A 14861-nucleotide genomic window follows, 5' to 3' on the forward strand; every position below is an offset into this window, starting at 1 on the left:
CAAAACGCCCCGAACAAGTCGGGGCGTTTTTCATGGTATTGCCGTTGTCACGCCACCAGATCGTTGGCACTAAAGGTGTCGACGCCTACCAGATGGATTTCGAAGTCCGCCCCCAGCGTGCCATTGACGTTGCCGTACAGCACATGATCTTCGAAACGCAGTTGCCCTGCTCCTGTGAACGCATTCGAGTCAACGAAGGTAAAGGCGTTGAACGCAGTGGTGAGGATATTGGAATCGAGTTTCGACAGATCGATCTTGTCGCCTTGCAGGCTGCTGAAGTCGATGACAACGTCACTGTTTAGCCCTTTGCCCAGCTCGCTGAGCAAATTGAAGACAAACCGGTCGGCACCAGCGCCGCCCGTGAGGGTGTCTGCACCCAGACCTCCCACCAGTAAGTCATTGCCCGCACCACCGTCGAGCAGGTCGTTGCCCGCTCCTCCATTGAGCAGGTTATTGCCGCTATTGCCGGTCAGCACGTTATTCAGGGTGTTGCCGGCACCGTTGAGGTTATTGCTGCCGGTGAGGGTGAGGTTTTCCAGGTTGGTACCGAGGGTCCAGCTCTGCGAGGAGCTTACGGTGTCGACTTCAGATACCAGAATGCTGGTCTCGGTGATCGCGTCCTTGAGGTTGTCGACGATGTAGGTGTCGTTGCCGCTGCCGCCGATCATCACGTCGGCGCCGGCTCCACCATCCAGAACGTTATCGCCGGAGTTGCCGATCAGACGGTTGTTCAGCGCGTTGCCGGTAGCATCGAGGTGGTCAGTGCCGGTGAGGGTCAGGTTCTCGAGGTTGCCGCCCAAGGTGTAGTTGATGGACGACATGACCGTGTCGATCTCGGTCAGCGAGGTGCCGCGTTCGATCACCGTGTCGCCGATATTGTCGACGAGGTAGGTGTCGTTGCCGGCCCCGCCGTCCAGGGTGTCGGCGCCAGTCTTGCCGTCGAGGATGTTGGCGGCGGCGTTGCCGGTCAGGCTGTTGTCGAGTTCATTACCCGTGAGGTTCAACGCGGCGGCGCCGAGCAGTACGCTGTCTTCGACGTTGGCCGACAGGATATAGCTCACCGTCGTGCGGATCAGGTCGTGGCCTTCGTCCGCCAGTTCGGTGACATTAGCGGCGTTATCGGTAATGACATAGGTGTCATCACCACTGCCGCCGCTGAGGATGTCAGCGCCCACGCCGCCATCCAGCCAGTCGTTGCCGCCCCCGCCTTGCAAATCGTTGACGTAGGCATTGCCGAGCAGGGTGTTGTTCAGGTCGTTGCCGATAACGGTGAAGGCACCGAGGCCGGTGAGGGTGACGTTCTCGACGTTCTGCAGGTTGCTTTGACTGAGGTCGACGGTGCTGGTGGTGAGGGTCGAGGCGTAGGTGATGTTCAGGAGGTCGCGACCCTGGTCGGCAGTTTCCTGCAGCAGCGCCAGTTCGCCGGCCTGGTCGAGGACGTAGGTGTCGTCGCCGGCACCGCCGATCAGTGTGTCCAACCCCGCACCACCGTTGAGCACGTTGTGACCGCTGTTGCCGGTCAGCACGTTGTCCAGAGTGTTGCCGACACCGGTAAGGTTGTCGCTGCCGGTAAGGATGAGATTTTCCAGGTTGGCACCGAGGGTCCAGCTGACCGAGGCCCGCACGGTGTCGATTTCGCTTGCCAGGGTGCTGGTCTCGGTGACCGTATCCTTGAGGTTGTCGACGATGTAGGTGTCGTTGCCGCTGCCGCCGATCATCAGGTCGGCGCCGAGGCCACCGTCCAGGGTATCGGCGCCAGCCTTGCCGTCGAGGAGGTTGGCGGCGGCGTTGCCGGTCAGGCTGTTGTCGAGTTCGTTGCCCGTGAGGTTCAACGCGGTGGCGCCGAGCAGCACGCCATCTTCGACGTTGGCCGAGAGGGTGTAGCTCACCGCCGTCCTGATCAGGTCGTGGCCTTCATCGGCCAGTTCAATGACCTTGTCGGCGGCGTTATCGATGACGTAAGTATCGTCGCCAGTCCCGCCGCTGAGGATGTCGGCGCCCACGCCGCCATCCAGCCAGTCGTTGCCGGCCCCGCCTTGCAGGGTGTTGACGTAGGCGTTGCCGAGCAGGGTGTTGTTCAGCTCATTGCCGACCACGGTGAAGGCGCCGAGGCCGGTGAGGGTGACGTTTTCGATGTTTTGCAGGCTGCTTTGGCTGAGGTCGACGGTGCTGGTAGTGAGGGTCGAGGTGTAGGTGATGTTCAGCAGGTCGCGGCCCTGATCGGCCGTTTCCTGCAGCAGCGCCAGTTCGCCGGCCTGATCGAGGACGTAGGTGTCGTCGCCAGCGCCGCCGCTCATCCGATCCAGTCCGGCCCCGCCGTTGAGTACGTTGTTGCCGGCGTTGCCAAGCAGGGTGTTGTTCTGGGTGTTGCCGACGCCGTTGAGGTTGTCACTGCCGGTGAGGGTGAGATTTTCCAGGTTGGCGCCCAGGGTCCAGTTGACCGAGGCGCGCACGGTGTCGATTTCGCTGGCCTGGGTGCTGGTCTCGGTGACCGTGTCCTTGAGGTTGTCGACGATGTAGGTGTCGTTGCCGCTGCCGCCGATCATCACGTCGGCACCGGTTCCACCGTCCAGAACGTTGTTGCCGCTGTTCCCGGTCAGGCGATTGCCCAGGGCGTTGCCGGTGGCGTCGAGGTGCTCGGTGCCGGTGAGGGTCAGGTTCTCGAGGTTGCTGCCCAGGGTGTAGCTGATCGACGACAACACCGTGTCGATCTCGGCCAGCGAGGTGCCGCGTTCGATCACTGTGTCGCCGAGGTTGTCGACGAGGTAGGTGTCGTTGCCGGCGCCACCGTCCAGGGTGTCGGCCCCGGCCTTGCCGTCGAGGATGTTGGCAGCGGCGTTGCCGGTGAAGCTGTTGTCGAGTTCGTTACCCGTGAGGTTCAACGCGGCGACGCCGAGCAGCACGCTGTCTTCGACGTTGGCCGAGAGGGTGTAGCTCACCATCGTGCGGATCAGGTCGCGGCCTTCGTCGGCCAGTTCAGTGACCTTGTCGGCGGCGTTGTCGATGACGTAGGTGTCGTCGCCAGTCCCGCCGCTGAGGGTGTCGTTGCCGACGCCGCCATCCAGCCAGTCGTTGCCGGCCCCGCCTTGCAGGGTGTTGACGTAGGCGTTGCCGATCAAGGTGTTGTTCAGGTCGTTGCCGATCACGGTGAAGGCGCCGAGGCCGGTGACGGTGACGTTTTCGACGTTCTGCAGGCTGGTTTGACTGAGGTCGACGGTGCTGGTGGTCAGGGTCGAGGCGTAGGCAATGTTCAGCAGATCGCGACCCTGATCGGCCGTTTCTTGCAGCAGCGCCAGTTCGCCGGCCTGGTCGAGGACGTAGGTGTCATCGCCAGCGCCGCCGCTCATCCGATCCAGTCCGGCCCCGCCGTTGAGTACGTTGTTGCCGGCGTTGCCAAGCAGGGTGTTGTTCTGGGTGTTGCCGACACCGTTGAGGTTGTCGCTGCCGGTGAGGGTGAGATTTTCCAGGTTGGCGCCCAGGGTCCAGTTCACCGAGGCGCGTACGGTGTCGATTTCGCTGGCCAGGGTGCTGGTCTCGGTGACCGTGTCCTTGAGGTTATCGACGATGTAGGTGTCGTTGCCGCTGCCGCCGATCATCACGTCGGCACCGGTTCCACCGTCCAGAACGTTGTTGCCGCTGTTCCCGGTCAGGCGATTGCCCAGGGCGTTGCCGGTGGCGTCGAGGTGCTCGGTGCCGGTGAGGCTCAGGACCTCGAGGTTGCTGCCCAGGGTGTAGCTGATGGACGACAGGACGGTATCGATCTCGCTCAGCGAGGTGCCGCGTTCGATCACGGTGTCGCCGACATTGTCGACGAGGTAGGTGTCGTTGCCGGCGCCGCCGTCCAGGGTGTCGGCCCCGGCCTTGCCGTCGAGGAGGTTGGCGGCGGCGTTGCCGGTGAGGCTGTTGTCGAGTTCGTTGCCCGTGAGGTTCAACGCGGCGGCGCCGAGCAGCACGCCGTCTTCGACGTTGGTCGAGAGGGTGTAGCTCACCGCCGTGCGGATCAGGTCGCGGCCTTCATCGGCCAGTTCAATGACCTTGTCGGCGGCGTTATCGATGACGTAAGTATCGTCGCCAGTCCCGCCGCTGAGGGTGTCGGCGCCCACGCCGCCATCCAGCCAGTCGTTGCCGGCCCCGCCTTGCAGGGTGTTGACGTAGGCGTTGCCGAGCAGGGTGTTGTTCAGCTCGTTGCCGACCACGGTGAAGGCACCGAGGCCGGTGAGGGTGACGTTTTCGACGTTTTGCAGACTGCTTTGATTCAGGTCGACGGTGCTGGTGGCCAAGGTCGAGGCGTAGGTGATGTTCAGCAGGTCGCGGCCCTGATCGGCCGTTTCCTGCAGCAGTGCCAGTTCGCCAGCCTGATCGAGGACGTAGGTATCATCGCCGGCACCGCCGATCAGCGTGTCCAGACCCGCGCCACCGTTGAGCACGTTGTTCCCGCTATTGCCGGTCAGCACGTTGTTCTGGGTGTTGCCGACACCGTTGAGGTTGTCGCTGCCGGTGAGGGTGAGGTTTTCCACGTTGGCACTCAGGGTCCAGCTGACCGAGGCGCGTACGGTGTCGATTTCGCTGGCCAGGGTGCTGGTCTCGGTGACCGTGTCCTTGAGGTTGTCGACGATGTAGGTGTCGTTGCCGCTGCCGCCGATCATCACGTCGGCACCGGTTCCACCGTCCAGAACGTTGTTGCCACTGTTCCCGGTCAAGCGATTGCCCAGGGCGTTGCCGGTGGCGTCGAGGTGGTCAGTGCCGGTGAGGCTCAGGACCTCAAGGTTGCTGCCCAGGGTGTAGCTGATGGACGACAGGACGGTATCGATCTCGCTCAGCGAGGTGCCGCGTTCGATCACGGTGTCGCCGACATTGTCGACGAGGTAGGTGTCGTTGCCGGCGCCGCCGTCCAGGGTGTCGGCCCCGGCCTTGCCGTCGAGGAGGTTGGCGGCGGCGTTGCCGGTGAGGCTGTTGTCTAGTTCGTTACCGGTCAAATTAAGTGCCGCTGCACCCAGTAATAGGCCATCTTCGACATTGGCCAAGAGGGTGTAGCTCATTGCGGTACGGATCAGGTCGCGGCCTTCATCGGCCAGTTCAATGACCTTGTCGGCGGCGTTATCGATGACGTAAGTATCGTCACCAGCCCCGCCGCTGAGGGTGTCGGCGCCCACGCCGCCATCCAGCCAGTCGTTGCCGGCCCCGCCTTGCAGGGTGTTGACGTAGGCGTTGCCGAGCAGGGTGTTGTTCAGGTCATTGCCGACCACGGTGAAGGCGCCGAGGCCGGTGAGGGTGACGTTTTCGACGTTTTGCAGACTGCTTTGATTCAGGTCGACGGTGCTGGTGGCCAGGGTCGAGGTGTAGGTGATGTTCAGCAGATCGCGGCCCTGATCGGCCGTTTCTTGCAGCAGCGCCAGTTCGCCGGCCTGGTCGAGGACGTAGGTGTCATCGCCAGCGCCGCCGATCAGCGTGTCCAGACCCGCGCCACCGTTGAGCACGTTGTTGCCGCTATTACCGGTCAGCACGTTGTTCTGGGTGTTGCCGACGCCGTTGAGGTTGTCGCTGCCGGTCAGGGTGAGATTTTCCAGGTTGGCGCCCAGGGTCCAGTTGACCGAGGCGCGCACGGTGTCGATTTCGCTGGCCAGGGTGCTGGTCTCGGTGACCGTGTCCTTGAGGTTGTCGACGATGTAGGTGTCATTGCCGCTGCCGCCGATCATCACGTCGGCACCGGTTCCACCGTCCAGAACGTTGTTGCCGCTGTTCCCGGTCAGGCGATTGCCCAGGGCGTTGCCGGTGGCGTCGAGGTGGTCAGTGCCGGTGAGGGTCAGGTTCTCGAGGTTGCTGCCCAGGGTGTAGCTGATCGACGACAACACCGTGTCGATCTCGGCCAGCGAGGTGCCGCGTTCGATCACTGTGTCGCCGAGGTTGTCGACGAGGTAGGTGTCGTTGCCGGCGCCACCGTCCAGGGTGTCGGCCCCGGCCTTGCCGTCGAGGAGGTTGGCGGCGGCGTTGCCGGTGAGGCTGTTGTCCAGTTCGTTGCCCGTGAGGTTCAACGCGGCGGCGCCGAGCAGCACGCCGTCTTCGACGTTGGCCGAGAGGGTGTAGCTCACCGCCGTGCGGATCAGGTCGCGGCCTTCGTCGGCCAGTTCAATGACCTTGTCGGCGGCGTTGTCGATGACGTAGGTGTCGTCGCCAGTCCCGCCGCTGAGGGTGTCGTTGCCGACGCCGCCATCCAGCCAGTCGTTGCCGGCCCCGCCTTGCAGGGTGTTGACGTAGGTGTTGCCGAGCAGGGTGTTGTTCAGGTCGTTGCCGACCACGGTGAAGGCACCGAGGCCGGTGACGGTGACGTTTTCGACGTTCTGCAGGCTGGTTTGACTGAGGTCGATGGTGCTGGTGGTTGGGGTTGAGGCGTAGGTGATGTTCAGCAGATCGCGACCTTGGCCGGCCGTTTCCTGCAGCTGCGCCAGTTCGCCGGCCTGGTCCAGGACGTAGGTGTCGTCGCCGGTGCCACCAATCATCCGATCCAGTCCGGCCCCGCCGTTGAGCACGTTGTTGCCGCTGTTGCCGGTCAGCACGTTGTTCTGGGTGTTGCCGACACCGTTGAGGTTGTCGCTGCCGGTCAGGGTAAGGTTTTCCAGGTTGGCGCCCAGGGTCCAGCTCACCGAGGAGCGTACGGTGTCGATATCCCACAGCGAGAAGCCGGTCTCAATGACCACGTCCTTGAGGTTGTCGACGATGTAGGTGTCGCTGCCGCGGTCGTCGATCATGACGTCGGCGCCAAGGCCTCCGTCCAGGGTGTTGTCGCCGAAGTTACCGACGAGGCGGTTATTCAGGGCATTACCGGTAGCATTCAGGTCGTGTAAGTTGGTAAGGGTCAGGTTCTCGAGGTTGCTGCCCAGGGTGTAGCTGACGGACGACATGACCGTGTCGATTTCGCTCAGCGAGGTGCCGCGTTCGATCACCGTGTCGCCGAGGTTGTCGACGTAGTAGGTGTCGTTGCCGGCACCGCCGTCCAGGGTGTCGGCGCCGGCCTTGCCATCGAGGACGTTGGCGGCGGCGTTGCCGGTGAGACTGTTATCGAGTCCATTACCTGTGAGGCTCAGCGCTGCAGATCCGAGCAGCTCGCCATCCTCGACGTTGGCTTCCAAAAAGTAGCTCACTGCTGTCTTGATCAGGTCATGGCCTTCATCAGCCAGTTCGGTGACTTGTACGCCATTGTTGAAGATGACATAGGTGTCATCGCCACTGCCGCCAATGAGCTTGTCAGCCCCGGCCCAACCATCCAGCCAGTCGTTGCCGGCCCCGCCCAGCAGGGTGTTGTCGTAGTTGTTGCCTATCAGGATGTTGTTCAGGTCGTTGCCGATCACGGTGAAGTCGCCGAGGCCGGTGACGGTGACATCTTCGACGTTTTGCAGGTTACTTTGGCTGAGGTCGACGGTATTGGTGGCCGGAGTCGATGTGTAGTTGATGTACAGCAGGTCGTGGCCTTGATCAACGTCATCCTGCAATAGCGCCAGTTCGCCGGCCTGGTCGAGGACATAGGTGTCGTTGCCGGCACCGCCGATCAGTGTGTCCAGGCCCGCGCCTCCGTTGAGGATGTTGTTGCCGCTGTTGCCGGTCAGCACGTTGTTCTGGGTGTTGCCGACGCCGGTGAGGTTGTCGCTGCCGGTGAGGGTGAGGTTTTCCAGGTTGGCGCCCAGGGTCCAGCTGAGCGAGGAGCGCACGGTGTCGATTTCGCTCGCCAGGGTGCTGGTTTCGGTGACCGTATCCTTGAGATTGTCGACGATGTAGGTGTCGTTGCCGGAGCCGCCGATCATCACGTCGGCACCGAGGCCACCGTCCAGAACGTTGTTGCCGCTGTTACCGGTCAGGCGGTTGCTCAGCGCATTACCGGTACCGTCGAGGTGGTCGCCGCCGGTGAGGGTCAGGTTCTCGAGGTTGCTGCCCAGGGTGTAGCTGATGGACGACATGACCGTGTCGATTTCGGTCAGCGAGGTGCTGGTTTCCACCACCACGTCATCAGCATTATCCACAACGTAAACATCGTTGCCTGCACCGCCAATCATGACGTCTTGGCCGGCGCCGCCATCGAGAACGTTACCCAGCGCATTACCGATCAGCTCATCGTCAAAGGCCGAACCGGTGGCATTTTCGATTTTGGCGCCAAAGGCAATCGCCAGCCCGTCATTGATCAGTTCCAGATTTGCAATGTCGACGAATGCCCTGCCGATGTTGCTGAATTCGCCCTCATTCAGGTTCAGCCTTACGGCCGCCAGCTGGTTGCTGGCATCGATTGTATCGTTGCCGCCGGCATCCCAGATGGTTTCGAACACGGATTGATCTGGTGCCCAGCTATAGACGTTGTTGCCGGTTTGCCAAAGCATATTGGCACCGTAAATTTTCTGGATAGCGAGAATATCCAGCAGCATCGGTGTCGTCGGCTGATAGGAGTACGCATTGTTGTAGCTCATGATCGTGTAATGCGTATCATCGAGCAGGGGCGAGATCAGCGTACTGTTGGATAGGCTCGACTCGAATGGATGTTTGAGGCCCAGGGCATGACCGATTTCATGCACGAACGTCATGAAGTCGTAGGTGCCTTTGACGGGGGAAGGGTTGTTCGTATCCGGGCTGATCCATACATCCCCGGCCAGCGGTGTCCGGTCGGGGAAGTAGGCCCAGGCAGCGGCGTCGTCGTCCATGTCCCAATAGCCGCCGAATCGCAAGTCGCCCACAGTGTTGATGTTGTCACTGACCAGAGTGAACTTGACGTTTGCCACGGCGCTCCAGGCGCCAAGCGCATCGGTTACGGCGTTTTGTTGGGCCGATGTCAGAGCGAAGCTGTTCAGGAATTCATTTTTTAAGCTGTATTTGGCAGAGAAATACGATTGGCCGGGAGTGACGAAACTATAGGTCAGCCGTGTCGCGAAGATGTCTGCGCCAAAGTCCGGGCTCAGCCAAGAGGTGCCGTAGACCAGGCTGTCGACTTGTTGGTTACCGGTCAGAACAGATGGCTTTGTTAAAACGTAACCAAGCGGAGACGACATTCTAAATATCCTGAGAGGGCTGCGACCGCCCTGTATGTGGTCGCTACAAGACAGCGATTTTGCACCAGAGCCAGCGTCAATTGATATCACGTAGCCACTATTTTTTTATTAATGGCGTCAGAAAACTGGCTGGCAAATCTGTGTCGGCGTGTGCCATTGAGTCTTGAGGAATACGCGCTGGTATTCTGTTCGAAATTGACTGATCAGGACCTCCCATGAACGTTCCGACCCCAACGCTCATCCGCGAAACCTTCCCTGTCGGGCCGTTGCAGTGCAACTGCACAATCATCGGCGACCCGATCACCAAAAAAGCCATTGTGGTCGACCCGGGCGGCAACCACGAACTGATCCTTGCTCGCCTCGACGCCTTGGGCCTGAAGGTGGTCAGCATCATCCACACCCACGCCCACCTCGATCACTTTCTGGCATCCGGCCAGTTGAAGGAAAAGACCGGCGCGACCCTGCACCTGCATAAAGAAGATCAATTTCTCTGGGACAACCTGGAAATGCAGTGCCAGATGTTCGGTGTGCCTTACACCCCAGTGCCATCACCAGATCGCTGGCTGGCCGACGATGAAGAGCTGGCTTGCGGGTGTGGCGTGGCGTTGCACACGCCGGGTCATACACCCGGTTCCATGAGCTTTTGGTTTTCAGAGGCTAAGCTGCTGATTGCCGGTGACACGTTGTTCAAGCGCGGGGTAGGGCGCACGGATTTATGGGGAGGCGATCAGGCGACTCTCGTGCGTTCGATCAAGCAACGGTTGTATACCCTCGACGAAGAGGCGACGGTGGTGACCGGGCATGGTCCGGACACCTGTCTGGGCGATGAAATGCGCGGTAACCCTTTTGTGCGAGCCTGATGTTGTCGTTGTAAGGCACGACGGAATTTTTGGCGTTGGCCATGATCCAACGCCCGCAAAGGTTCATTGCTTAAGTCCGCTGCACCACAGAATGCAAAAAAAGTAGGAGCTCTCCATGTTCACCTCGCGTCGTTTGATTATTGTCGCTACTGCTGTGGCTTTGTTGTCCGGTTGCGCATCGCAGAACCCTTATGACAACCAGGGTCAGGCTGATAGCGGTTCTACGGGCATGAGCAAAACCGCCAAATACGGTGGCCTCGGCGCCTTGGCCGGTGCGCTGGCCGGTGCTGCCATCAGTCACGATAACCGTGGCAAGGGCGCGCTGATTGGCGCCGCCGTGGTGGGGGCTTCTGCCGCCGGTTACGGTTACTACGCCGACCAGCAGGAGAAAAAATTGCGGGCCAGCATGGCCAACACTGGGGTTGAAGTGCAGCGCCAAGGCGATCAGATCAAGCTGATCATGCCGGGCAACATCACATTCGCCACCGATTCGGCGAATATCGCGTCGGGCTTCTACCAGCCGCTGAACAATTTGGCGGGCTCGCTCAAGGAGTTCAACCAGAACCAGATCGAGATCGTCGGCTACACCGACAGCACCGGCAGCCGTCAGCACAACATGGACCTGTCCCAGCGTCGTGCCCAGAGTGTGGCGACTTACCTGACCTCTCAGGGTGTCAGCGGCACCAACCTGTCGGCGCGTGGTGCCGGGCCGGATAACCCGATTGCCAGCAACGGTGATGTGAATGGCCGGGCGCAGAACCGTCGCGTCGAGGTCAACCTGAAGCCGATTCCGGGTCAGGAATATCAGCAGCAGGGCCAGCCTGTTCAGCAGTATCAGTAACAGCCTGACTGAACCCCAGGCGTACAAAAGCCCGCCCGATCCTCAACAGGTCGGGCTTTTTTTTGTTGTCTGTTCAGGCTCTATCGCGAGCAGGCTCGCTCCCACAGGTGACCGCGTACCGATTCAGCAACTCGGTCTAATGTGGGAGCGGGCTTGCCCGCGATGAGGCCCTGACAGACACCAGAGATATCGGATCAGCAACAAAAAAGCCCTCGGACGATCACTCATCCGAGGGCTTTTTGTGTCGCGCGAAACCTGATTACTTCTTCAGGCCGTAATGCTCATCGAGCATGCCCGGCGCGTTCGGCATTTTAGGGGCGTAGTCGCGAGGCGGTTCCTGATCGCGCGGTGGCGTCAGGCGTTCCCGTGGAGACTGCGCCGCGTCGGCGTGCAGGGCCGCCAGCAAGCGTTGGCGAGTCTGCTCGTCCAGGGCCAGACGATTGGCGCCCTCGGCGAGATGGTCCTGCACTTCCTGATAGCTCTGAGTCAGTTTCTTGACCAGTGTTGCAGTGCTGTTGAAGTGGGTGACCACTTCGTTCTGATAACTGTCGAAACGTTCCTGAATGTCGTCCAGCTGACGTTGCGTGCGGTTAGGCGCGGCATTCGGCACCAGGCGAGCGATCAGGAATCCAATGGCGACACCCACAACCAGGGCAAGAGTCGGCAACAACCAAACTAAGAGCGAGTGTTCCACGAGTCCTTCCTCTATAAACGGCTTTGCTTTACGTTAACGGCTCGAACCTGCGCTGTATACCGCGATTCACTCGCAATAGAATTGGCACAGACAATTGGCTAGACGAGTCGACCCGATTCGAGGTCACGGAGTTCCTTCCTTGCTTATGCGCGAAACCCCTGTAGTGATTGATGGCCCGGTCGGCCAACTGGAAGCCCTGTACTTAAATAGCGAGGGGCCGGATAACGAGCAGCCACGCGGCCTGGCGCTGATCTGCCACCCCAACCCGGTGCAGGGCGGCACCATGCTCAACAAAGTCGTCTCGACCTTGCAGCGCACCGCGCGCGACGCCGGTTTGATTACTTTGCGTTTCAACTACCGTGGCGTCGGTGCCAGTGAAGGCTCACACGACATGGGCACGGGCGAAGTCGACGATGCCCAGGCGGCGGCCGAGTGGCTGCGGGCCAAACATCCTGACGTGCCCCTGACCCTGTTCGGTTTCTCCTTCGGTGGATTTGTTGCAGCAAGTCTCGGCGGACGCCTGGAAGCCAAGGGTGAGCAACTCAAACATTTGTTCATGGTCGCGCCCGCCGTCATGCGTCTGGGCGAACAGGATCAACTGCCGCAACAAGGCACATTGACCCTGATCCAGCCAGAAACCGACGAAGTCATCGATCCACAGCTCGTTTACGACTGGTCCGACGCACTCGATCGCCCCCATGAGCTGCTGAAAGTGGCAGAATGCGGACACTTTTTTCATGGCAAGCTGACCGATCTCAAGGATCTGATCCTGCCGCGTCTTTCGAATTGATTGCAGTCTGACAAGCGATTACCCATGACGACTCGTACCCGTATCCTCACCGGCATCACCACCACCGGCACGCCGCACCTGGGCAACTACGCCGGCGCTATCCGTCCGGCGATCGTCGCCAGCCGTGACAGCAATGCCGATTCGTTCTACTTCCTGGCCGACTACCACGCCCTGATCAAATGCGATGACCCGCTGCGCATCCAGCGCTCGCGTCTGGAAATCGCCGCGACCTGGCTGGCCGGTGGCCTGGACGTGGACCGCGTGACGTTCTATCGCCAGTCCGACATCCCGGAAATCCCTGAACTGACCTGGCTGCTGACCTGCGTGGCCGCCAAGGGCCTGCTCAACCGCGCCCATGCCTACAAGGCCTCGGTGGACAAGAACGTCGAAACCGGCGAAGACCCGGATGCCGGCATCACCATGGGCTTGTACAGCTACCCGGTGTTGATGGCGGCGGACATTCTGATGTTCAACGCCCACAAGGTGCCGGTCGGTCGTGACCAGATCCAGCACGTGGAAATGGCCCGGGACATCGGCCAGCGCTTCAATCACTTGTTCGGCCAGGGCAAAGAGTTCTTCACCATGCCCGAAGCGCTAATCGAGGAAAGCGTCGCCACCTTGCCGGGCCTCGACGGTCGCAAGATGTCGAAGAGCTACGACAACACCATTCCGTTGTTCAGCAGCGCCAAAGAGATGAAAGACGCGATTTCGCGGATCGTCACCGACTCCCGTGCCCCGGGCGAAGCCAAGGATCCGGACAATTCGCACCTGTTCACCTTGTTCCAGGCTTTCGCTACGCCGGCACAATCCGACGAATTCCGCAGCGAATTGCTCCAGGGCCTGGGTTGGGGCGAGGCGAAGAATCGTCTGTTCCAACTGCTCGACAGCGAATTGGGCGAATCTCGCGAGCGTTATCACCAGCTGATCGAACGCCCGGCGGACCTGGAAGACATGCTGCAAATCGGCGCCCAAAAGGCCCGTTCGGTGGCGACGCCGTTCCTCCACGAACTGCGTGAGGCGGTCGGCCTGCGTTCTTTCGTCGCTCAGACCCAAGTCGCAGCGACCACCAAGAAGAAAGCCGCGAAAGCCGCGCGCTTCGTCAGCTTCCGTGAAGACGACGGCAGTTTCCGCTTCCGTCTGCTGGCGGCCGATGGCGAGCAACTGTTGCTGTCGCGCAACTTCGCCGACGGTAAAACCGCAGGGCAAGTGACCAAGCAACTGCAATCCGGTCAAGCCTTGGATGTGCGCAGCGAAGACCTGAGCTTCAGCGTCTGGCTGGAAGGCGAGTGCGTTGCCGACAGCCCGGCTTTCGCCGACAGCGCTGCTCGCGATGCTGCCATCGGTGCTTTGCGCGTTGCGCTGACACCGGTTCAGGAATAATCAACGGCTCGGTCCGACCAAGGGCCGATTGCCATTCCCACGGGCCGTCGCTACAGTGACGGCCCGTTTTTGTTGCCTTGCTAACGAATTATGACGCCCCTAGAACGATATCAAGCTGATCTGAAACGCCCGGAATTCTTCCACGATGCTGCCCAGGAAACGGCGGTGCGTCATTTGCAGCGTCTGTACGACGATCTGGTCGCGGCCTCGCAGAACAAACCGGGCCTGCTCGGCAAACTGTTTGGCAAGAAAGACCAGGTGCCGGTCAAGGGCCTGTACTTCTGGGGCGGCGTGGGTCGCGGCAAGACTTACCTGGTCGACACCTTCTTCGAAGCGCTGCCGTTCAAGGAAAAGACTCGCACTCACTTCCACCGCTTCATGAAGCGCGTGCATGAAGAGATGAAGACCCTGGGCGGCGAGAAAAACCCGCTGACCATCATCGCCAAGCGTTTCTCCGACGAGTCGCGAGTGATTTGTTTCGATGAGTTCTTCGTCTCCGACATCACCGATGCGATGATCCTTGGCACGCTGATGGAAGAGTTGTTCAAGAACGGCGTGACCCTGGTCGCAACGTCGAACATCGTGCCGGACGGTTTGTACAAGGACGGCCTGCAACGTGCGCGTTTCCTGCCGGCCATTGCGCTGATCAAGCAGAACACCGAGATCGTCAACGTCGACAGTGGCGTCGATTACCGTCTGCGCCACCTCGAGCAAGCGGAGCTGTTCCACTTCCCGCTGGATGACGCTGCCCAGGAAAGCCTGCGCAAGAGCTTCCGGGCCCTGACGCCGGAATGCACGGCAGCCATCGAGAACGACGTGCTGGTGATCGAGAACCGTGAAATCCGTGCCGTGCGCACTTGCGATGACGTGGCCTGGTTCGACTTCCGCGAACTCTGCGACGGCCCACGCAGCCAGAACGATTACATCGAACTGGGTAAAATCTTCCACGCCGTGTTGCTCAGCAATGTCGAGCAGATGAGCGTCACCACCGACGACATTGCCCGACGCTTTATCAACATGGTCGACGAGTTCTACGACCGTAACGTGAAGCTGATTATTTCTGCGGAAGTCGAACTCAAAGACCTCTACACCGGCGGTCGCCTGAATTTCGAGTTCCAGCGCACGCTTAGCCGCTTGTTGGAAATGCAGTCACACGAGTTCCTGGCCCGGGCGCATAAGCCGTAGACAGTTCGAAATGTCTAGTCCTGAAATAGGTTTACACCTGTTTCAGTCTCAAAACGCCCGATGCACCGCATCGGGCGTTTTGTAT

7 protein-coding genes are annotated in these 14861 nt (G+C 60.6%); 5 read left to right on the top strand and 2 right to left on the bottom strand.

The window, feature by feature from the left end; all coding sequences use genetic code 11:
- Positions 1-47 precede the first annotated feature (47 nt).
- Positions 48-9026, bottom strand: coding sequence for a M10 family metallopeptidase C-terminal domain-containing protein (locus tag ACZ3HH_RS29015; RefSeq protein WP_465809896.1), 8979 nt, complete (start codon positions 9024-9026; stop codon positions 48-50).
- A 215-nt stretch (positions 9027-9241) separates the two neighbouring features.
- Here ACZ3HH_RS29015 and ACZ3HH_RS29020 point away from each other — a divergent pair, with 215 nt between their 5' ends.
- Together ACZ3HH_RS29020 and ACZ3HH_RS29025 are read left to right on the top strand one after the other, a co-directional pair.
- A complete protein-coding gene (locus ACZ3HH_RS29020; protein ID WP_465809898.1) occupies positions 9242-9886 on the top strand; it encodes an MBL fold metallo-hydrolase in 645 nt (214 codons plus the stop codon).
- 115 nt (positions 9887-10001) lie between these two features.
- Positions 10002-10727, top strand: a complete 726-nt coding sequence (locus ACZ3HH_RS29025) for a YiaD family glycine zipper/OmpA-like lipoprotein (RefSeq protein WP_367372897.1) — start codon at positions 10002-10004, stop codon at positions 10725-10727.
- A 259-nt stretch (positions 10728-10986) separates the two neighbouring features.
- On the opposite strand, the gene ACZ3HH_RS29030 is transcribed toward ACZ3HH_RS29025, so the two are convergent.
- Positions 10987-11421, bottom strand: coding sequence for a Z-ring associated ZapG family protein (locus tag ACZ3HH_RS29030; RefSeq protein ID WP_258617053.1), 435 nt, complete (start codon positions 11419-11421; stop codon positions 10987-10989).
- A 145-nt stretch (positions 11422-11566) separates the two neighbouring features.
- Between ACZ3HH_RS29030 and ACZ3HH_RS29035 the strand changes: the two genes are divergently transcribed.
- The 3 genes from ACZ3HH_RS29035 (at position 11567) to zapE (ending at position 14776) form a co-directional block, all read left to right on the top strand.
- Positions 11567-12211: an alpha/beta hydrolase gene (locus ACZ3HH_RS29035; protein WP_465809901.1), complete on the top strand. Its 645-nt coding sequence runs from the start codon at positions 11567-11569 to the stop codon at positions 12209-12211.
- Between the two features lie 24 nt (positions 12212-12235).
- The gene (locus ACZ3HH_RS29040; RefSeq protein WP_465809903.1) at positions 12236-13591 is read left to right on the top strand and encodes a tryptophan--tRNA ligase; all 1356 of its coding nucleotides are present in this window, start codon (positions 12236-12238) and stop codon (positions 13589-13591) included.
- 90 nt (positions 13592-13681) lie between these two features.
- On the top strand, positions 13682-14776 hold the full coding sequence (gene zapE, locus ACZ3HH_RS29045) for a cell division protein ZapE (RefSeq protein ID WP_465809905.1): 1095 nt from the start codon (positions 13682-13684) through the stop codon (positions 14774-14776).
- The last annotated feature ends 85 nt before the right edge of the window (positions 14777-14861 follow it).

It is taken from the genome of Pseudomonas sp. PME37.24/025 (genome assembly GCF_055556615.1).

Coding starts and splice junctions, on each gene's coding strand:
- ACZ3HH_RS29040 (WP_465809903.1), top strand. CDS start 12,236: ATGACGACTCGTACCCGTATCCTCACCGGCATCACCACCACCGGCACG.
- ACZ3HH_RS29025 (WP_367372897.1), top strand. CDS start 10,002: ATGTTCACCTCGCGTCGTTTGATTATTGTCGCTACTGCTGTGGCTTTG.
- ACZ3HH_RS29015 (WP_465809896.1), bottom strand. CDS start 9,026: ATGTCGTCTCCGCTTGGTTACGTTTTAACAAAGCCATCTGTTCTGACC.
- zapE (WP_465809905.1), top strand. CDS start 13,682: ATGACGCCCCTAGAACGATATCAAGCTGATCTGAAACGCCCGGAATTC.
- ACZ3HH_RS29020 (WP_465809898.1), top strand. CDS start 9,242: ATGAACGTTCCGACCCCAACGCTCATCCGCGAAACCTTCCCTGTCGGG.
- ACZ3HH_RS29035 (WP_465809901.1), top strand. CDS start 11,567: ATGCGCGAAACCCCTGTAGTGATTGATGGCCCGGTCGGCCAACTGGAA.